The 19,485-nt window shown below is 71.4% G+C and carries 19 protein-coding genes; 12 read left to right on the top strand and 7 right to left on the bottom strand.

The annotated features are described in order from the left end of the window. Window positions 1-412: 412 nt before the first annotated feature. Window positions 413-1,387 carry a C40 family peptidase gene (locus GA0070607_RS18310; RefSeq protein WP_089019294.1) on the top strand — a complete coding sequence of 325 codons (975 nt, stop codon included), beginning with the start codon at window positions 413-415 and terminating at the stop codon, window positions 1,385-1,387. A 73-nt stretch (window positions 1,388-1,460) separates the two neighbouring features. On the opposite strand, the gene GA0070607_RS18305 is transcribed toward GA0070607_RS18310, so the two are convergent. The 3 genes from GA0070607_RS18305 to GA0070607_RS18295 form a co-directional block, all read right to left on the bottom strand. Beyond that, window positions 1,461-2,450, bottom strand: a complete 990-nt coding sequence (locus GA0070607_RS18305) for a sigma-70 family RNA polymerase sigma factor (RefSeq protein WP_089019293.1) — start codon at window positions 2,448-2,450, stop codon at window positions 1,461-1,463. A gap of 410 nt (window positions 2,451-2,860) precedes the next feature. After that, a complete protein-coding gene (gene murQ, locus GA0070607_RS18300; protein ID WP_172899059.1) occupies window positions 2,861-3,817 on the bottom strand; it encodes an N-acetylmuramic acid 6-phosphate etherase in 957 nt (318 codons plus the stop codon). After that, entirely contained in the window at window positions 3,814-4,728 is a 915-nt protein-coding gene (locus tag GA0070607_RS18295; protein ID WP_089019292.1) for a MurR/RpiR family transcriptional regulator, read from the bottom strand. Before GA0070607_RS18295 ends, murQ begins: the two co-directional genes overlap by 4 nt. 320 nt (window positions 4,729-5,048) lie before the next feature. Here GA0070607_RS18295 and GA0070607_RS18290 point away from each other — a divergent pair, with 320 nt between their 5' ends. Beyond that, window positions 5,049-5,741: an SDR family NAD(P)-dependent oxidoreductase gene (locus GA0070607_RS18290; protein WP_089019291.1), complete on the top strand. Its 693-nt coding sequence runs from the start codon at window positions 5,049-5,051 to the stop codon at window positions 5,739-5,741. Here GA0070607_RS18290 and GA0070607_RS18285 read toward each other — a convergent pair. Then, on the bottom strand, window positions 5,726-6,478 hold the full coding sequence (locus GA0070607_RS18285) for a dTMP kinase (protein ID WP_231929971.1): 753 nt from the start codon (window positions 6,476-6,478) through the stop codon (window positions 5,726-5,728). The two genes, GA0070607_RS18290 and GA0070607_RS18285, sit on opposite strands and share 16 nt — an antisense overlap. Here GA0070607_RS18285 and GA0070607_RS18280 point away from each other — a divergent pair. The 5 genes from GA0070607_RS18280 to GA0070607_RS18265 all read left to right on the top strand — a co-directional run bounded on the left by GA0070607_RS18280 (window position 6,414) and on the right by GA0070607_RS18265 (window position 9,103). Continuing rightward, on the top strand, window positions 6,414-7,226 hold the full coding sequence (locus tag GA0070607_RS18280; RefSeq protein ID WP_331716422.1) for a nucleotidyltransferase family protein: 813 nt from the start codon (window positions 6,414-6,416) through the stop codon (window positions 7,224-7,226). The genes GA0070607_RS18285 and GA0070607_RS18280 overlap by 65 nt on opposite strands. Further along, window positions 7,223-7,498, top strand: coding sequence for a BON domain-containing protein (locus GA0070607_RS18275; protein ID WP_089019289.1), 276 nt, complete (start codon window positions 7,223-7,225; stop codon window positions 7,496-7,498). Before GA0070607_RS18280 ends, GA0070607_RS18275 begins: the two co-directional genes overlap by 4 nt. A 10-nt stretch (window positions 7,499-7,508) precedes the next feature. Further along, window positions 7,509-8,285 carry a metallophosphoesterase family protein gene (locus GA0070607_RS18270; protein WP_089019288.1) on the top strand — a complete coding sequence of 259 codons (777 nt, stop codon included), beginning with the start codon at window positions 7,509-7,511 and terminating at the stop codon, window positions 8,283-8,285. Beyond that, complete coding sequence (locus GA0070607_RS32785; RefSeq protein ID WP_007464364.1) at window positions 8,276-8,419, top strand: GPGG-motif small membrane protein; 144 nt, start codon at window positions 8,276-8,278, stop codon at window positions 8,417-8,419. The genes GA0070607_RS18270 and GA0070607_RS32785 overlap by 10 nt, the downstream gene beginning before the upstream one ends. A gap of 189 nt (window positions 8,420-8,608) precedes the next feature. Continuing rightward, complete coding sequence (locus GA0070607_RS18265) at window positions 8,609-9,103, top strand: TspO/MBR family protein (protein ID WP_089019287.1); 495 nt, start codon at window positions 8,609-8,611, stop codon at window positions 9,101-9,103. A 55-nt stretch (window positions 9,104-9,158) separates the two neighbouring features. Here the strand turns inward: GA0070607_RS18265 and GA0070607_RS18260 are convergent, their stop codons facing one another. Then, the gene (locus GA0070607_RS18260; protein WP_089019286.1) at window positions 9,159-9,932 is read right to left on the bottom strand and encodes a M23 family metallopeptidase; all 774 of its coding nucleotides are present in this window, start codon (window positions 9,930-9,932) and stop codon (window positions 9,159-9,161) included. A 275-nt stretch (window positions 9,933-10,207) separates the two neighbouring features. Here GA0070607_RS18260 and GA0070607_RS18255 point away from each other — a divergent pair, with 275 nt between their 5' ends. The 5 genes from GA0070607_RS18255 to GA0070607_RS18235 all read left to right on the top strand — a co-directional run bounded on the left by GA0070607_RS18255 (window position 10,208) and on the right by GA0070607_RS18235 (window position 16,511). After that, window positions 10,208-11,551, top strand: coding sequence for an ABC transporter substrate-binding protein (locus GA0070607_RS18255; RefSeq protein ID WP_089019285.1), 1,344 nt, complete (start codon window positions 10,208-10,210; stop codon window positions 11,549-11,551). Window positions 11,552-11,617: 66 nt separating this feature from the next. Next, window positions 11,618-12,664 (top strand): carbohydrate ABC transporter permease, encoded by a 1,047-nt coding sequence (locus GA0070607_RS18250; protein WP_089019284.1) that lies wholly within the window; start codon window positions 11,618-11,620, stop codon window positions 12,662-12,664. Between the two features lies 1 nt (window position 12,665). Continuing rightward, window positions 12,666-13,631 (top strand): carbohydrate ABC transporter permease, encoded by a 966-nt coding sequence (locus GA0070607_RS18245; protein ID WP_089019283.1) that lies wholly within the window; start codon window positions 12,666-12,668, stop codon window positions 13,629-13,631. A gap of 66 nt (window positions 13,632-13,697) precedes the next feature. Further along, window positions 13,698-14,744 carry a LacI family DNA-binding transcriptional regulator gene (locus tag GA0070607_RS18240; protein ID WP_089019282.1) on the top strand — a complete coding sequence of 349 codons (1,047 nt, stop codon included), beginning with the start codon at window positions 13,698-13,700 and terminating at the stop codon, window positions 14,742-14,744. A gap of 93 nt (window positions 14,745-14,837) precedes the next feature. After that, window positions 14,838-16,511, top strand: coding sequence for a glycoside hydrolase family 13 protein (locus tag GA0070607_RS18235; RefSeq protein ID WP_089019281.1), 1,674 nt, complete (start codon window positions 14,838-14,840; stop codon window positions 16,509-16,511). A gap of 57 nt (window positions 16,512-16,568) precedes the next feature. On the opposite strand, the gene GA0070607_RS18230 is transcribed toward GA0070607_RS18235, so the two are convergent. Together GA0070607_RS18230 and xylB are read right to left on the bottom strand one after the other, a co-directional pair. Beyond that, complete coding sequence (locus tag GA0070607_RS18230) at window positions 16,569-17,993, bottom strand: MFS transporter (RefSeq protein ID WP_089019280.1); 1,425 nt, start codon at window positions 17,991-17,993, stop codon at window positions 16,569-16,571. A gap of 57 nt (window positions 17,994-18,050) precedes the next feature. Next, window positions 18,051-19,481 carry a xylulokinase gene (xylB, locus tag GA0070607_RS18225; RefSeq protein WP_089019279.1) on the bottom strand — a complete coding sequence of 477 codons (1,431 nt, stop codon included), beginning with the start codon at window positions 19,479-19,481 and terminating at the stop codon, window positions 18,051-18,053. Between the last annotated feature and the right edge of the window lie 4 nt (window positions 19,482-19,485).

Here is a 19,485-nt window from a genome sequence, read left to right as displayed (position 1 = left end):
TGTTCGGGCGCCGCCAGCCCGCCGGGCCATTTACCGGCTTCCGACAGCTCGCTCGTCCGGCGGACATCGTCGAGAAACAGCATCCATTTCAGGTTTTATCGGTTATGGAGCGCAGGTATCCGGCGGCATACGCCGAGAACGACGAAGGTCACAAACCTGCCATTTGGCGACGAGAGCGGCATATCGATCGGTCCGTGCAGCGCCAGCAGCCTCGCTGGATTTCATCGAGCGCAGCGGCACTACCGGCCACAACGCCAACATTCGCCACTACTTCAACTGCGGGCGACAGCCGTCCCGGGTTAGGTTGGGCGAGCCGGTCCGGCCCAGTGCCGTCCGCCCGGATGGCCCCGGCCGGTGTCGCCGAGGGCGTCAGCAGCCCCGTCGGCGGCCGTGGGAGAGGGGCCTTTCGCTCTTGTCATCCCTGAGAACCCTGCTGCGCACCATGGCGCTCGCCGGCATGTCGGCCGCGTTGATCGCCCCGTCGGCGGCGGCCCACGCGGAGCCGTCCCCCGCCGACCTGACCCGCCGGATCGAGACGTCCTCGGCCGAGTTGGAGCGGGTCGTCGAGTCGTACAACAAGCTCGCCGAGGAGATCAAGTCCAACAAGACCTCGGCAGCCCGATTACAGGCCCGCATCGGCCCGCTGGAACAGCAGGCCGAGCAGAGCCGGGCCGACGTCGCCGAGTTGGCCAACACCGCTTACAAGAGCGGCGAGCTGCGTACCGCGGACGCGCTGCTGCGTCCCGGCGGCTCGGCCGCGCTGCTGGATCGGCTCGGAGCGCTCGACCAGCTCACCCGTCAGCGGCAGGAACGCATCTCCGGCTTCACCGCCAGCCAGAAGCGGCTGCTCGACGAGAAGCACCGCCTGGACGCCACGCTGACCCGGCAGGCCGCGCAGGCCCGTCAGCTCGGGACGGCCAAGAAGCAGATCGAGAGGGACCTGACCAGGCTGTACGAGCTGCGCCGGCAGGCGTACGGGGCGCCCACCGAGCGCCCCTCGCCCAAGCCGGCGGCCGAGGCCGGAGACGTTCCCGCCATCGCCGGCGCGGCCGGCACCGCGGTGCGCTACGCCTACGGCGCGCTGGGCAAGCCGTACGTCTGGGCGGCCGACGGGCCGAACGGCTACGACTGCTCCGGGCTGACCTCCGCCGCCTGGCGGGCGGCCGGGAAGTCGCTGCCGCACAACACCCGGATGCAGTGGGGGGCGGTCGCCCACATCGGCCGGAGTGACCTGCGCCCGGGAGACCTGGTCTTCTACAGCGGGCTCGGGCACGTCGCCCTCTACGTGGGCGGCAACCAGGTTATCGACGCACCGAGTGCCGGCCGCAACGTGCTCAAGCGGGGCATGAACATGATGCCCATCCAGGGCTACGGCCGGGTCCGGTAGCCGCGAGCGGATACGGCGAACGGCCGGCGTCCCCCTATCGGACGCCGGCCGTTCGCCGTTCATTACTACCGGGTCAGGCTGCCTGCAGGCCCTCCGCGCGGGCCAGCTCACGGAGCCGGCCGAGGGCCTGGATCTCCAGCTGCCGGATCCGCTCGCGGGACAGCGAGAACCGGGACGCGACCTCGGTGAGCGAGTGCTCGCGGCCGTCCTCCAGCCCGTAGCGGGCCCGCATGATGCCGGCCGACCGGTCGTCGAGGTGGTTGAGCAGCCCCTCGATGCGCTGCCGCTCCAGCCCGGAGAGGACGATGTCCTCCGGCGACGGGGCGTCCGTGTCGGCGACCAGGTCGCCGAGCTTGGTGTCGCCGTCGTCGCCGACCGGCGTGTCCAGCGACACGGTGTCCTGCGACCAGCGGCGCAGCTCGTTGACCCGCTCGACGGTGACGCCGAGCGATGCCGCGATCTGCTCCGGCTCCGGGTCGCTGCCCAGCTCACGGGTGAGCTGGCGGGCCACGTTGCGCATCCGGTTGACGTCCTCCACCAGGTGCACCGGCAGTCGGACGGTGCGCTCCTGCTGGGCGATCGCCCGGCTGATCGCCTGGCGGATCCACCAGGTGGCGTAGGTGGAGAACTTGTAGCCACGCTCGTAGTCGAACTTCTCGACCGCCCGGACCAGGCCGGTGTTGCCCTCCTGGATCAGGTCCAGCATGGGCATGCCCGAGCGCACGTAGCGGCGGGCGATCGACACGACCAGCCGCAGGTTGGCGCGGATGAAGAGATCCTTCGCCCGGTCACCCTCGACGACCAGCCGCTCCAGGTCGTCCCGGTCGACACCGGCCGGGACGCGATCCTCAGCGAGCAGGTGCTCGGCGTAGAGGCCGGCCTCGATCGCCTTGGAGAGATCGACCTCCCGGGCGGCGTCCAGCAGTGGCGTCCGGGAGATCTCGTGCAGGTAGACGCCGACCAGGTCGCGCTCCTCGGCCACCTGATCGGTGCGCATGCCGATGTTCTTGTCCACGTTGCCCACGGTCCCCTCGCTCGCGCCGGTTGCCCGGTTCCTTGCCATCCCCACGTCCGTCAGCCCCCCGGTAACTTCCGCTGTGCCCACCGGCGCTGACACCTACACAACAGATGAGACGTGTCGGGGATTCCATGTCGTGAGTCGAAAGTGTCACGAATGCCTGAGTAGTAGCTGAGAGCACGGTCCATGTTTGCTGTCAGCACCCGTCGGGTGGCTCGCCGCTGGGCACCACGTACGGGTTGGCGGGTCGACGAATCGCCGAACGCCCGCACCATGGCAACACCGCCCGCCGCGGGGGCACAGCGACCCGGGTCACCACCGCGGTGCGATCCTGGTCACTGCCAGATACGCACCGGTGGACCGGTCGGTTCATCCACGAGGGTGTTATTACCCCTCGGCAAGATGAACAATCCGAAGCCCGGTTCGCTTCCCGCCGTCGACTCGGGCGGTTGGGGTCAGGTGGCGAGCAGGGCGAGGGCGCCGCGAACCTGGTCGGCGGAGCGGGCCAGCGCGGCCCGCGCGGCAGCGACCTCGGCGCCGGAGACCAGTGAGACCAGGGCGGTCTTCAGATCGCCGTCGGCCTCGTTGAGGGCCCGCCGGGAGACCTCCTCCGAGCAGCCGGTGGCCTCGACCAGGATCGAGATCATCCGCCCCCGGAGCTTCGCGTTCGTCGCCACCATGTCGATCATGAGGTTCGAGTAGACGCGACCCAGGCGCACCATGACGGCGGTCGAGAACGCGTTGAGCACCAACTTCTGCGCTGTGCCCGCCTTCATGCGCGTCGACCCCGTGACGACCTCGGGTCCGGTGTCCACCCCGATGAACACGTCGACCGATCGGGCCGCCTCCGCCTCCGGATTGGCGCAGAGCAGCACGGTCGAGGCGCCCTTGGCGCGGGACGCGGCGAGCGCCCCGAGGACGTACGGGGTGCGTCCGCTGGCGGCGAGACCGACCACGAGGTCACCCGCGCGCACACATCCGGCCGCATCGGCCGCGCCGCCCCGGTCGTCGTCCTCGGCATCCTCCACGGCCTGCCACATGGCGTCCGGCCCGCCGGCGAGGTGCGAGCAGAACCAGTGCCGAGGCGAGTTGAAGGTGGGGGCCAGCTCGGCCGCGTCGAGCACAGCCAGCCGGCCCGAGGTGCCGGCACCGAAGTAGTGGACCCGGTGGCCGTCGCGCAGCGCCGCGACCGCCAGGTCGACTGCGGCGGCGATCTCGTCGAGCACCGCGGCGACCGCCGTGGGCACGCGCCGATCGGCCTCGTTGATCACGGTGAGTACGTCCCGGGTCGACATCAGGTCGAGGTCGGCGCTGAGCGGGTTGCGCCGTTCGGTGGGGGCGCCCACCCGGACAGTCGGGCGGGCGGGCGGTGCTGGCATGTCCTCGTCCGGCTCCACCGCACCGGCCGTCATCCCCGCCTCCGATTCGCACCCACCCGGTGCGACAGGACGGCCTCGGCGGTCGCTTCGAGCGCCTTGCGCGCCCGGGACCGGTTGCGCGCGGCCACTCCGACGAACAGGCAGTCGACCACGGTGAGTTGGGCCAATCGGCTGGCCGTCGCGCCGGAGCGGTAGGTGGTCTCCCGGGCGGCGGTGGTCAGCACGAAGTCGGCCACGTCGGTGATCGGCGAGCGCGGGAAGTTGGTCAGCGCGACGGTCACGGCGCCCCGCGTCCGGGCCTGCTCCAGCACCTCGATCACGTCAGAGGTGGTGCCGGTGTGCGAGATGCCGACCGCCACGTCGCCCCGGCCGAGCAGCGCGGCCGAGGTCAGCGCGGTGTGCACGTCCGGGAAGTAGAAGGCGATCCGGCCGATGCGGTGCAGCTTCTGCTGGAAATCGGAGGCGACGAAGCCGCTGGCGCCGGCACCGTAGATGTCGATCCGGCCGGCGCCGGCGATCGCCTCGACCACCTGCTCACAGATGGCCGGGTCGAGCTGCTCGGCAGTCTCCTCGACCGCGCGGGCGTCGTTGAACGCGATGGTGGCGATGATCTGGGCGAGGTCGGCGCCGGGCGGGATGTCACCGCCGACGACCCGGGCGTCCGGTGGTTCGACCCGGCGGGCGGCCTCGGCGGCGAGCCGGATGCGCAGCTGCGGGTAACCGTCCATGCCCACCGAACGGCAGAACCGGATGACCGTCGCCTCGGACGTCTCGGCTGCGGTGGCGAGATCGGTGATCGTCCGGCGGGCGGCGGCAGCCGGGTCGGCGACGACCAACCGGGCGACCCGCTGCTCAGCAGGCGACAGCGACGGCAGCAGCCCGCTGATGTGGACGATCAGCCCACCGGGCTCGTGACTCGCAGAAATCTTCGGACTCTTCGCCACGGATGAAACTTACTTTCACGAGGCGTGAGCGTCAACCATGACTCCACGTGTTGGGGAAAGTACCGCCGATCGGGCGAGCCCGTCAGGCCAAGCGTGCCACCGCCGGGACCGTGCCACCTCCCCCGCCGGGCCCGGTCAACCTGCCGGACGGCTCGGGGCGCACCGAAAACCGGGCCTGGCCAGACCGTACGGCGTCCCCGACCAGCCACACCGGGCAGGGCTCCCCCGCCGACGCGTCGACCCGAGCCGACCGGACGGCGTGGACGCGGCGGAGCGGGTCGGGGCGGTCAACGGACCGGGGCGGCGCTAGCGTGTGCCGCATGGCGGAGCGCAGTGTGCTGGTCACCGGGGGCACGGGCGGGCTGGGCGGGGCGGTCACCACCGCCTTCCTGACGGCCGGCTGGCGGGTGGTCGTACCGGAGCGGGGAGCCCGGCCCCGGTCGGAGCCGGCGGCCGACGGGCTGGTCCGGCTCGTCGCGGACCTGACCGACCCGGCCGGCGCGGCGCGGGCCGTCGAGGCCGCCGCCGGCGAACCGGCGGCGCCGCTGCGGGCGGTGGTCAACCTGGTCGGCGGTTACGCCAGCGGCGGGCTGGTGCATGAGACGCCGGTCGAGGAGTTCGAGCGGATGCTCACCGCCAATCTGCGGCCCACCTACCTGGTGACCCAGGCCGCGCTGCCCCACCTGGTGGCGGCCGGTGGCGGGGCCGTGGTCTGCGTCTCGGCCCGCGCGGCGGTCGCCCCGTTCCCCGGCGCGGCCGGCTACGTCACGGCCAAGGCCGCGGTGCTCGCCTTCGCCAACGCGGTCGCGGTCGAGTACCGGTCCCGCAACGTGCGCTGCAACACCGTGCTGCCCAGCATCATCGACACACCGGCGAACCGTGCCGCTCAGCCCGACGCCGACCACTCCCGCTGGGTGGCCCCGGCCGAGATCGCCCCGGTGATCCGCTTCCTGGCGTCCGGGGAGTCCGCGCCGACCAGCGGCGCCACCGTCCCGGTCTACGGACGGGCCTGACCCACCAGCGGCCCGGCAGCCGTGCGGCTGGTCCGCTCCCCCGCCGCCGGCACGTCGGACGGCGGCGGTTCGGCGGGCGGACGGCTCGGGCCGGGGCGGGCGGACGGCGGCAGCCAGGTCGCCAGGTGCGCCTGAATCTGCTCGGTCACCTCCTCGGCCGGGCGGCCCGCGTCCACCAGGACGAAGGTCGGATATTCGGGTAGGGCGCGGTAGGCGGTGTCGGCGGCGGTCAGCCAGCCCATCGTCTCGTGGTCGGTGCCCCGCTGTTCGATCCGCCGGTACGCCTCAGCCGGGTCGACGGCGAGCAGGAAGGTCACCTGCGGTGTGGGGAAGAACCGGTAACCGGCCCGGGCCAGCCGCTCCCAGCGGTGCCCCCCGTGCGCGCGGATGCTGGCGTACTGGCAGGCCGAGTAGCGATCCATCACCGCCGTCCGGCCGGTGAGCAGGCAGCTGAGCAGGGCGGCGGCGATGGCGAGCCAGCGCAGCACGGATTCCACCGCCAGCACGCCGTCGCGCCCGACGAGTCGCTGGGCGTCGGGGCGGCCGAGCCGGTGGGCGAGCCGTCCGAGCCAGCGGCGCCCGCTGGCGTTGCGGCGGTAGGTGGCCGGGCGGCCCGCGGCGGTCAACGCGGCGGCCAGCCGGTGCGCCTGTGTGGTCTTGCCCGAACCGTCGATGCCGATCAGGGCCACTGTGCGCAACCGGGTCCTGCCGCGTCGCGTCCCCGATGATCTCGCCACCCTCGACAGGTTATCCGACCTGCGCTCCAGCCTGCGCAGTTTGTGGTGCTTGATCCCTGTTCGCACCCGCCCGCGACCGGGCCAGGTGTGGACGACCGGAATGCCGGGTACGGGAGTTCGAATCCAACCGCCTGTCCACCAACACGACCGACGGGAGAACCAGATGGCTGAGCGCGGGGACGAGAGTCTGGTGCACACCCTGAAGAAGGTCGCCGCCGTGCTCAAGCAGTCCGAGATCCCGTTCGCGCTGGGTGGCAGCTTCGCCGTCTACGCCCACGGTGGTCACTCCAGCGATCACGACGTCGATTTCCTGATCCGGGAGGCCGACGTCGAGCGAGCCCTGGAGGCCCTGGTGGCCGCCGGCTTCGTCGCTGAGCGTCCGCCGGAGGACTGGCTGGTGAAGGTCTTCGACGACGGGCGGATGGTCGATCTGATCCACCGGCCGATCGAGACGCCGGTGACCGAGGAGACGTTCGCCGACACGGTCGTCCGGCCGGTGGACGCGATTCACATGCCGGTCCTGTCCGCCACCCAGCTGATGGTGCACAAGCTCCTCAGCTTCTCCCAGCACTACTGCGACTTCGCCCGTGGCCTGCCACTGGCCCGGTCACTGCGGGAGCAGATCGACTGGGAACGGGTACGCAAGGAGACGCAGCACTCGCCGTACGCCGAGGCGTTCCTGGTGCTGCTGGACCGGCTGGAGGTGGTGCCGGAAACCGGCACCCCGGCAGGAGAGGGGACACCGTGACCCACCATCGCGACAGCGGCGCCGGACCACCCGACGAGTACGTCGAGGCCGAGATCCACCGGCTGCTCGCCGAGGATCCCGCCGTGGCCGAACAGGGAATCACAGTGGTCCGTCGGGAACGCGCCCTCGTGCTCTACGGCGAGGTGGAGAGCCCGCACCGGCGCGAGGAGATCCTGCGCCGAGTGGCCGAGCGCTTCCCGGACGTGCCGATCACCAGCGACATCGGGGTGATCCGCGCCCAGGCGCCCACGGAGATCGAGCAACTGCCCTGAGGGAGGCTTCATGGTGATCCGGATCGCCGCTGTGGGCGACGTGCATCTGGACGAGGACGTGGTCGGCCGGTTCCGCCCGGCGTTGGAGGAGCTGCCGGACTGCGCCGACGTGCTCCTGCTGGCCGGGGACCTGACCCGGCACGGCACCGAGTCGGAGGCGCGCTGCGTGGCCCAGGAGTTCGGCGGGCTGGACGTGCCGGTGGTGACCGTGCTGGGCAACCACGACCATCAGTGTGACCAGGTGCCGCAGGTGGTCAAGGTGCTCGAGGACGCGGGCATCACCGTGCTGGAGGGCAACGGCGTCGTGCTGGACTGCGCGGGCGGCCGACTCGGCATCGCCGGCGTCAAGGGCTTCGGCGGCGGATTCGCCGGGCGGTGTGCGAGCGACTTCGGCGAGCCGGAGATGAAGGCGTTCGTCCACACCACCAATGACAGCGCGGACCGCCTCGGTACGGCGCTGCGGTCGCTCGACTGCGACCTGCTGGTGGCGCTCACCCACTACTCACCGGTGCCGGACACGCTGGCCGGCGAGCCCCTGGAGATCTACCCGTTCCTCGGCTCGTACCAGCTCGGGCAGGCTATCGACTCGGCGCCCACCGCGCTGGCTCTGCACGGGCACGCGCACGCCGGCACCGAGCGCGGCACAACTCCCGGTGGGGTACGGGTACGTAACGTCGCGCACCCGGTGATCAAGCAGGCCTACAGCGTCTTCCATGTCGGCGATCATCACGAGAGCGACCAGGTTTCTCCGATCGGACGCTCGGGTAGTCAGAGGTCATGGAGCTGATTCTCTGGATTCTCGCAGTCGTACTCGTGGTCGCCGGCATCCTCGCGCTGTTCCGCCGGCAGATCCTGTGGGGCATCGTCCTCATCGTCGTCGGGCTGTTGGTCGGCCCGGGTGGTGTCAGCATCTTCAATTGACGTCCGTACCTCGTAATACCGGGACCCGCCGGGGTCGCCGCGGCCGGAGCTCCGTCCTCCCGACAGGAGCACCGGACGTGGCGGTCCCGGCGCCGTGCTGTCCAAGGGCGCCGGCCCCGGGATGCCCTTGCGGGCCGAGCGGGGTCCGCGCGACGGTTTGACCGCCGGCCAGGCGGAAATATCTCGACCGTGGAGACATCGCAGGACGTGCCGCCGACCTCCGGTCGACGGTCCCGCTGGGCGCTCGCCTGCTTCGCGGCGGCGGTCTTCGTCGCGGCCGCGATCGGCGGGCTGGGGGTGCGGGGCACCACCGACGAGTACGCCGGCCTGCGGCAGCCCGGCTGGGCGCCGCCCTCGTGGCTGTTCGGCCCGGTCTGGACGGTGCTGTACGCGCTGATCGCGGTGGCCGGCTGGCTGGTCTGGCGTCGGGTCGGCTTCGGGCCCGCGCTCTGGGCGTGGACCGCCCAGCTGGTGCTCAACGCGATCTGGACCCCGCTGTTCTTCGGCGCGGGGCAGTACGGGCTGGCGTTCGCCGAGATCGTGGCGATGTGGCTGGCGATCGGGCTCACCGTGGCGTTGTTCGCCCGGGTCTCCCGGGTCGCGGCGGCGCTGCTGCTGCCCTACTGGGCCTGGGTCACGTTCGCCGCCGCACTGAACCTGTCGATCTGGCGGCTGAACTCCTGACCGACGGGTTCCCCGGCGGGCGGCACCCGCCGGGGAACCGTGGTCGTCGAACCGCTCAGCAGCGGGGCACGCCCGGGATGTAGCCGTCGTGACCGGTGTACACGTACGCGTCAGCGATGAAGCGACCGGCGCCGATCCGGTCCCAGATCGAACTCGTGCCGTAGGTGCCGGTGACCGTGGTGCCGCTGGTCTGGCAGGCGATGGTCACCCGGGTGCCGTCGGCGACGGTGCCGACGGAGGCGTACCCGGTGCCCGGGCCGGAGCGGACGGTCAGCGGGGTGCCGCTGGTGTTGACCGTGCCGTTGCCGGTGCCCGAGCCGCACCCGTTGTCGCTGGTGTAGCTCCTGGTGCCCCAGTACAGGCCGAGGGTGCCGTTGAACCGCACCTGGATGTCGTTGCCGTTGAGGCGCTGCTCGTAGTGCAGGTGCGGGCCGGTGGAGCCGCCGGTGCTGCCGACCCAGCCGAGCACCTTGCCGTAGCCGACCGTCTGGCCGACCGACACGTTGAAACCGTTGAGGTGGGCGTAGTACGTGCTGTAACCGCCACCGTGGTTGATTCGGACGTATTTGCCGTAGCTGGTGCCGCCCAGGTCGGTCACCCGGTCGACGGTGCCGGGGGCGCTGGCCACCACCGGGTCGCCGAGGTCGTCGGTGCGGTTGAAGTCGACGGCGTACGCCGGGCTGTGGTCCGACCGGGTCTGCCCGGACCAGGACTGGCCGCATGGGAACGGCACCTTGAATGTCGGCGCGGCCAGCGCCGGGCTGGCCGGAGCCAGGACTCCCCCGACGAGCAGGCCCGTCACCAGCAGGCTGATCCACCGCTTACGCATACAGCTCCTCCTATGTCGAAAACCTTCGATGCAGTGGGCTCAGCCTGACAGATATCGTCATTCTTCGAAAGAGTCGGAGATCTGGCCCGGGAGCGCGCCCACGGGGCGGCCGGGAGGGCGGCCGGGAGGGCGGCCGGGAGGTTTCCGGATTGTTACTCGCTCGTGTCTGACAGGGGCTGGACCGGACCGGATGCAAGCGCTTACATGTGTGCACGCCCATCGGGACCGGCGCCGGGCCTCTGAGCACGACCGCGCCGGCTAGAAAGGAGGACGGCATGGCGGTCTTTACCAGACCACGCCAGGCCTTCGTGATCGCCGGCGTACTGGGGCTGGCGCTCAGCGCCACCGCTTGCGGTACCGGCGACGACAAGAAGAGCAGCAACGCGAGCTCCGCGGAGTGCGCCGCATACGACAAGTACGAGGGCCACGACGGCAAGAAGGTCTCCATCTACGCGTCCATCCGTGACGCCGAGGCCGACCTGCTGGAGCGGTCGTGGTCGCAGTTCACCGACTGCACCGGCATCGAGATCGACTACGAGGGCAACGCCGAGTTCGAGGCGCAGCTCCCCGTCCGGGTCGACGGCGGCAACGCGCCCGACCTGGCGTTCGTGCCTCAGCCGGGTCTGGTCAAGCGGTTCGCCGACGCCGGCAAGCTGAAGTCCCTCGGGGCCGACACCAAGACCATGGCCGAGCAGAACCTGCCGGCTGACTGGCTGAAGTACGGCACCGTCAACGGCACCCTCTACGGCGTGCCGCTCGGCGCGAACGTGAAGTCCTTCGTCTGGTACTCGCCGAAGCTCTTCAAGGAGAAGGGCTGGACGGTCCCGACCAGCTGGGACGACATGATCAAGCTCAGCGACACGATCGCGGCGAGCGGCATCAAGCCGTGGTGCGCCGGCATCGAGTCCGGTGACGCCACCGGCTGGCCGGCCACCGACTGGATCGAGGACGTGGTCCTGCGTACGCAGGGCCCCGAGGTCTACGACCAGTGGACCACCCACGCCATCCCGTTCAACGACCCGAGGATCGTCGACGCGGTCAACCGCGCCGGCGCCATCCTGAAGAACGAGAAGTACATGAACGGCGGCTTCGGCGGTGTGAAGAGCATCGGCACCACCGCCTTCGGTGAGGCCGGCCTGCCCGTCACCACCGGCAAGTGCGCGATGCACCGGCAGGCGTCGTTCTACGCCAACCAGTTCCCTGAGGGCACCAAGGTGGCCGAGGACGGCGACGCCTTCGCCTTCTACTTCCCGGCCATCGACCCGGCCAAGGGCAAGCCGGTGCTGGGCGCGGGCGAGTTCGTCGTCGCGTACGCCGACCGTCCCGAGGTCCAGGCGGTGCAGACCTACCTCGCCTCCAGCGAGTACGTCAACAGCCGCGCGAAGCTCGGCAACTGGGTCACGGCGAACAACAAGCTGGACATCGCCAACGTCGCCAGCCCGATCGACAAGCTGTCCGTCCAGATCCTGCAGGACAAGACCGGCACGTTCCGCTTCGACGGATCCGACCTGATGCCGGCCGCCGTCGGCGCGGGGACGTTCTGGAAGGGCATGGTCGAGTGGATCAACGGCAAGGACACCGCGTCGGTGCTCCAGGGCATCGAGAGCAGCTGGAAGTGATCTGAACGGTGGGCCGGTCCGCACCCGCGGACCGGCCCACCGGCGGATCTGGACCTGGGAGGGTCGATGGAGTTCGACTTCGCGGAGGAACAGCCGAAGTTCCTCATGCTGATGTACGGGCTGATCGCTTTCGTCGCGGTGGTGGGCGGTCTGCTCCTGCTCCTCGACGTGGTGCCGGCCTGGTTCGCCCGCCGTCGGGAGGCGCAGCTCGTCGCCGCGTCCGCCAGCGGCGCCCCGCTCCCCCGGCGCCCGAAGCAACGGGAAGGGCTCTTCGCGCTCTTCTTCATGCTGCCGACGGTGCTGCTGCTCACCATCGGGCTGGTCGTGCCGGCCATCCGCACCACGTTGCTCTCCCTGATGGACAAGGACAGCAACGAGTGGGTGGGCCTGGCCAACTACAGCTGGATGTTCTCCGACAGCTCGATCATCCGGGTGCTGACCAACAGCCTGATCTGGGTGATCCTGGTCCCGCTGGTGGCGACCGGCTTCGGCCTGATCTACGCCGTGCTTGTGGACAAGGCCCGGTTCGAGGCCGTCGCCAAGTCGCTGATCTTCCTGCCGATGGCGATCTCGTTCGTCGGCGCGAGCATCATCTGGAAGTTCGTCTACGCCTACCGCGGCGACGGCGACCAGATCGGCCTGCTCAACCACATCGTGGTCAGCCTCGGCGGCGAGCCCAAGCAGTGGCTGCTGGAATCACCGCTGAACACGCTGCTCCTGATCGTCATCATGGTCTGGATCCAGGCCGGCTTCGCCATGGTGGTGCTCTCCGCCGCGATCAAGGCCATCCCCGGCGACATCGTGGAGGCCGCCCGGCTCGACGGAGTCAGCCCGTGGCAGATGTTCTGGCAGATCACCATGCCGACCATCCGACCGGCGCTGATCGTGGTGGTGGTGACCCTCTCGATCGCCACGCTCAAGGTCTTCGACATCGTCCGGACCGCTACCAACGGCAACTACGACACCAGCGTGATCGCCAACGAGATGTACAACCAGGCGTTCCGGTACGGCGAGAACGGGCAGGGCTCCGCGCTCGCGGTCTTCCTCTTCATCCTGGTCATCCCGATCGTGATCTACCAGATCCGCAACCTCCGTCAGCAGCGGGAGGGCTGAGATGACCACTGCCACGCCCACGATCGCCGTCGGCACCCAGCAGACCGACGGACCGAAGACCACCGCCGGGCGGGTCCGCAAGCGGCTGAACAGCCGCACCGCGACCCTCATCTCGATCGTCATCGCGGTGGTCTGGACCATCCCGACCTTCGGCCTCTTCATCTCCTCGCTCCGGCCCGAGGACGAGATCAAGACCACCGGCTGGTGGACCGCCTTCACCAACCCGCAGTTCACCCTGGAGAACTACCAGCAGGTCCTGTTCGGCCGGTCATCGTCGTCCGGGCAGCTGGCCAGCTACTTCATCAACTCCCTGGCGATCACCATCCCGTCGGTGCTCTTCCCGCTCGCCTTCGCCTCCCTGGCGGCGTACGCGCTGGCCTGGATCAACTTCCGGGGTCGGGACTGGGCCTACATCGCGATCTTCGCGCTGCAGATCGTGCCCCTGCAGATGGCGCTGGTGCCGCTGCTGAAGTTCTTCTCCACCGGCGTCACCCTCGGCGGCGTCACCCTGATGCCGGCCTGGGACCTGGTCGACGAACAGAAGTTCGCCCAGGTGTGGTTCGCGCACACCTGCTTCGCGCTCCCGTTCGCCGTCTACCTGCTGCACAACTTCATCTCGCAGCTACCCGGAGACCTGATGGAGGCGGCGCGGGTCGACGGCGCCACCCACCCGAAGATCTTCCGCACCATCGTGCTGCCACTGATCACCCCGGCGCTGGCGGCGATCGGCATCTTCCAGTTCCTCTGGGTCTGGAACGACCTGCTGGTCGCGCTGATCTTCGCCGGTGGTGGCGACGAGACCGCCCCGCTCACCGTCCGGCTCGCCGAGATGGCCGGCACCCGGGGCAACGAATGGCAGCGGCTGACCGCCGGGGCGTTCGTGTCGATCGTCGTACCGCTCATCGTGTTCCTGTCCCTGCAGCGCTACTTCGTGCGAGGCCTGCTCGCCGGCAGCGTCAAGGGCTGACCCGCTCGCCCGCCGCCGCCTGGCCCCTCGGGCGGCGGCGGGCGCCGGGTACCGAGCGGGGGAACCGTGACGAAGATTGATGATGTGGCCCGGCTGGCCGGAGTGTCCACGGCCACCGTCTCTCGGGCGCTGCGCGGGCTGCCGACGGTCTCCGCCGCCACCCGGCGCCGGGTCCTGGCAGCCGCCGAGCAGCTCGACTACGAGGTCTCGCCGAGCGCGTCCCGGCTCGCCGGTGGACGCACCGGCACGGTCGCGGTGGTGGTCCCCCGGATCACCCGATGGTTCTTCAGCACGGTCGTCGAGGCCGTCGAGGAGTTCCTCCACGAATCCGGGTACGACCTGCTGCTCTACAACCTGGGCGGCCGGGAGCAGGTCCGCCAGCGGGTGCTGCGTACCGCCAACCTGCACAAGCGGGTGGACGCCATCATGCTGGTCGCCACGCCGCTGCGCCCCGCCGACCTGACCGCGCTGGCCGCCCTCGACCTGCCCGGCGTGACCATCAGCTCGGGGACCAGGGTGGCCAACTGGCCATGCGTACGGATCGACGACGTCGCTGCCGCCCGTACCGCCACCCGCCACCTGCTCGACCTCGGCCACCGCCGGATCGCGCACATCTCCGGCGACCCCGACGACGAACTGGCCTTCACCACCCACCTGGACCGACGCCGGGGCTATCAGGAGGAGCTGCGGGCCGCCGGCATGCGCCCCGACCCGAGCCTGGACGTCGAGTCGACCTTCACCATCGACGGCGGCAACCGGGCGGCGGCCGAACTGCTGTCCCGGGGCGAACCGCCCACCGCGATCCTCGCCGCCTGCGACGAGATGGCGATGGGCGCGATGACCGCGCTGCGCGACGCCGGGCTGCGCGTACCCCAGGACGTCAGCGTGATCGGCATCGACGATCACGACCTGGCCGGCGTCCTCGGGCTCAGCACCATCGCCCAGCCCGCCGCCGAGCAGGGCCGGCTGGCCGCCCGGATGCTGCTCGACCCGCTCGGGGCCCGGAACCTGGGCCCGATCGTCGGTCAACGGACCCCCGGTTGCGACACCCCGGTGATCCTGCCCACTCGGCTGGTGGTCCGGGAATCGACCGCACCGCCCCGGGCACACTGAACTCCAACCATCCGCCGCCGGCCGGCGGCTGGCGGCGACGCGGCCGGCAGCAGCACCCGGCAGTCCACACACGGCTCGACACGGGAGACGACCCTGAACACCGATCCGACGCAGCAGACCCCCTCCGGTCACCCGGTCACCGGCTGGTGGACTGAGGCCGCCATCTACCAGATCTACCCCCGCTCGTTCGCCGACTCGAACGGCGACGGCGTGGGCGACCTGCCGGGCATCACCGCCCGCCTCGACCACCTGGTCGAACTAGGCGTGGACGCGGTGTGGCTCTCCCCGTTCTACCCGTCCCCCCAGGCCGACGCCGGCTACGACGTGGCCGACTACCGGGACGTCGACCCCCTGTTCGGCACCCTCGCCGACGCGGACAAGCTGATCGCGGAGGCCCGCTCCCGCGGCCTGCGGGTGATCGTCGACCTGGTCCCGAACCACACCTCCTCGGCGCACCGCTGGTTCCAGGCCGCGCTGTCCGCCGCGCCCGGCAGCCCGGAACGGTCCCGGTACATCTTCCGCGACGGCCTGGGCCCGACCGGCGACCAGCCGCCGAACGACTGGCAGAGCGTCTTCGGCGGCCCGGCCTGGACCCGGACGGTCGACCCGGACGGGAAGCCCGGCCAGTGGTACCTGCACCTGTTCGACACGGGGCAGCCGGACCTCAACTGGGACAACCCGGAGGTGCACGCGGAGTTCCTGGACGTGCTGCGGTTCTGGCTGGACCGTGGGGTGGACGGCTTCCGGGTCGACGTGGCGCACGGTCTGGTGAAGCAGGCAGACCTGGCCGACTGGCAGGAGCCACAGGAGATTCTGTCCGGCAACGAGGTGGACAAGCCGCGCCCGCCGATGTGGGACCAGGAGGGCGTGCACGAGATCTACCGTCAGTGGCGGCAGCTCCTGGACAGCTACCCGGGTGAGCGGGTACTGGTCGCCGAGGCGTGGGTGGAGCCGGCCGAGCGGCTGGCCCGCTACGTCCGCCCGGATGAGATGCATCAGGCGTTCAACTTCGAGTACCTGCTGGCCGCCTGGACCGCGCCGGCCCAGTACGCGGTGGTCACCCGTTCGCTGGAGGCGACCGACTCGGTCGGCGCGCCGACGACCTGGGTGCTGTCCAACCACGACGTGGTGCGGCACGCCTCCCGGCTGGGCCTGCCGATCGGCACCGCCCGGCCCAACGGCATCGGCATCGGCGACCCGCAGCCGGACGCCGCGCTCGGCCTGCGCCGGGCCCGGGCGGCCACCCTGCTGATGCTCGCCCTGCCCGGCTCGGCCTACCTCTACCAGGGTGAGGAGCTGGGCCTGCCCGAGCACACCACGCTGCCCGACGAGGCCCGGCAGGACCCGACCTGGGCGCGCAGTGGGCACACTCAGCGCGGCCGGGACGGCTGCCGGGTGCCGATCCCGTGGGAGGCCGACGCCCCGTCGTACGGCTTCGGGCCGACCGACGCCAGCTGGCTGCCGCAACCCCCGCTGTTCGCGGAGTACGCGCTGGACCGGCAGCGCGACGTGCCCGGCTCGACGTACGAGCTGTACCGCACGGCGTTGCGGCTGCGCCGCGCCTACGGGCTGGGCCGCGGCACGCTGGAGTGGCTGTCCTCCGGCGACGAGGTGCTGACCTTCCGCAACGGCGAGCTGACAGTGCTGACCAACTTCGGCGCCGCCCCGGTGCCGGTTCCGGCCGGCGCCGAACTGCTCGCCACAAGCGCACCGCTGGACGACGACGGCGCGGTCCCGACCGACGTCACGGTCTGGGTGCGCGCCTGACCCAGACGTTAGGAAGGGTCCCCTGTACAACGCCTGGCGTTAACAGGGGGCCCTTCCTTACAGGCGGTCGGCGCGGGTGTGCAGGAGGTCGTGCACGTTCTCGATGTCGGCCGGTGAGGTCCGCGAGGCGAGCCAGTACATGACGCCGGTGGGAATGAAGAAGAGCTGGAACGCGGCCAGCCCGACGGCGAAGTTCAGCGGCGGCGGGAAGGCGACCTTCAGGCCCTGGAACGCCACCCCGACCAACCCGTTGCCGGCGGCCCGACCGACCCCGTTGACCAGGTTGCCCAGGCTGTAGACCGTCCCCCGGTGCTCCGGTGGGTTCACGTCCGCGATCAGCGCGAACCAGTTCGGCGAGTTGGCCGACGTCAGCGCGAGCGCCACCACCGCGGTGAGCAGGCTCAGCCCGACCGACGGTTCGGTGAACACACTCGACAGGACCGCACCGACCACCGATCCGGTGCTGCCGCCGTCCGGCACGTCGATGCTCACCGGCACGAAGAACAGCACCAGGTAGAACGGCAGCGCGGCGAGGATGCCGACCGCGGCGACCAGCGCCCGGCCCCCCGGGTTACGCCGCTGCACCGCGTCACCGATCAGCCCGCCGACGATGGAGAGCACCCCTCCGAGCTGGAACAGCGTGGCGAAGACGCTGCCCACCACCACAGCGGTCGACTCCGAGTAGCCCTGCGCCTCGGCCCGCTCGGCGAAGAGCACCGGCAGCCAGACCAGCGAGCCGAAGGCCGCCTGCGCGGTCAGGCCCTGCAGGATCAGCCACCGGTTGGTCCGTCGGGCCAGGATCCGCGGCAGGTCGGCACGGCTGATCCGGTAGTCGTACTCGGCGCCCTCGTGCAGGGCGTGGGCCAGCTCCGGCTCGCTCTGGCCGCGCCGGATGTCGTACGTGAACAGGTAGGCCACCGTGGCGGCCAGGCCCACACCGGTCAACACCAGGAACGGTCGCCGCCAGTCGGTCGCCCCGAGCAGCCCACCGACCAGCGTGCCGGCCAGCGTGCCGACGCCCTGGGAGAGCCCCCAGAAGCTCATCACCAGCCCCCGCCGGGTCGGCGAGATCAGGTCGGTGACCACCGAGAAGCCCACCGAGCCGACCGCGCCGAGACCGACCGCCGCGACGAGCTGCGCGGCCAGGAACGTCAGGTAGCCGCCGGCGAGCGCACTCCCGCCGGTGCCCGCCGCCCAGAGCAGCGTGCCCACCATCAGCAGTGGCTTGCGGTTGGTCCGGTCACCGACGTACGCCCAGCCGACCGCGGCCACCGCGCTGACCAGGAAGCTGACAGCGGTGACCAGGCCGAGCAGCCGCCCGGACACGTCGAACGCGTCGGCGATCGGCCCGTACAGCGGCGGGACCAGCCCGATCGCCACGTTGTCCAGCGAGGCGAGCAGCACGAACACCACGACGCTGTACAACCGGTGCGCCGGGCCGCCGCCACGGGCCCGCCGGGGCCCGGCACTGGTCACGGTCATGACCGGCAGCCAACCAGACCGGGCCGACGAGGTCGTCACGCGGGTGGGTGCCGCCGGTCAGCGGCGGTCGAGAACCAACCCCCGGGCGGCGGCGTACTGGTCACGGACGGCGGGCACGGGCTCGGCGACGTACTCCTCGGTGCCCTGGAGCGTCCATTGAGGTGGCGCGTCCCCGCCGAGGGCGACCCAGGCGGCCTGCCGGGCGGCGCCGTCGGCGACGTACTCCCCCGCCGGCGGGACGACCACCGGGCAGCCGAAGACCTGCGGCGCGATCCGGCGCACCGCGGCCGACCGGGCCCCGCCGCCGACCAGGATGACCCGGCGGACGGTGGCGCCCTGCGCGGTCAACGCGTCCAGGCCGTCGGCGAGCGCGCAGAGCATGCCCTCGACGGCGGCCCGGGCCAGGTGCGCGGGGGTCGAGGTGCGCAGGGTCAGCCCGTGCACCGCGCCGGTGGCCAACGGGCGGTTCGGCGTCCGCTCCCCCTCCAGGTACGGCACCATCACCAGCCCGTCCGCCCCGGCCGGAGCGGAGAGCGCCAGCTCGGCCAGCTCGTCCAGGTTGACGCCGAGCATCGCGGCCGCGGCGTCCAGCACCCGGGCGGCGTTGAGCGTGCAGACCAGTGGCAGGAAGCGGCCGGCAGCGTCGGCGAAGCCGGCCACCGCGCCACTGTCGTCGGCCGCCGCAACGTCGGCGACGCTGAAGACCGTGCCGGAGGTGCCGATCGAGACGACCACGTCACCCGGGCCGGCACCGACACCGAGCGCGGCGGCGGCGTTGTCGCCGGTGCCCGCGCCGAGCAACGCGCCGCCCGGCCCACCCAGCTCCCCGGCCGCCAGGGTGCCGGCCGACTCGGCCGGACCGAGCACCTCGGGCACCGCCAGCCGTCGGCCGAAGGCCCGCTCCAGCAGGTCCAGCCGGTAGCCACCGGTGGCCGGCGACCAGTAGCCGGTGCCGCTGGCGTCGCCCCGGTCGGTCCGCAGCGCGGCCAGCCCGGGCGCGCCGGCCAGCCGCCAGGTCAGCCAGTCGTGCGGCAGGCAGACGGCGGCCACCCGGGCCGCCAGCTCCGGCTCGTGCCGGGCCAGCCAGCGCAGCTTGGTGATGGTGAAGCTGGCCACCGGCACGCTGCCGGAGGCTTCGGCCCAGAAGCGGCGCCCCGCCGCGCCGCCGCCGGCCTCCTCGACGAGATCGGCGGCGGCGTCGGCGGAGCGGGTGTCGTTCCACAGCAGCGCCGGGCGGACCACCCGGCCGTCCTCGTCGAGGCAGACCATGCCGTGCTGCTGGCCGGCGACGGAGACCGCCGCCACGTCGGCCAAACCGCCGGCCTGGTCAGCGGCGCTGCGCAGCGCCTGCCACCAGGCTTCCGGGTCGACCTCGGTGCCGTCCGGGTGCGGCGCCCGGCCCTGCCGGAGCAGGGCACCGGTCTCCGCGTCCCGGATCACCACCTTGCAGGACTGTGTGGACGAGTCAACGCCCGCGACCAGCGGCATGGCG

It is taken from the genome of Micromonospora coriariae (assembly GCF_900091455.1).
Lineage (GTDB): Bacteria > Actinomycetota > Actinomycetes > Mycobacteriales > Micromonosporaceae > Micromonospora > Micromonospora coriariae.
This window is presented reverse-complemented; position numbering and strand designations above follow the sequence as displayed.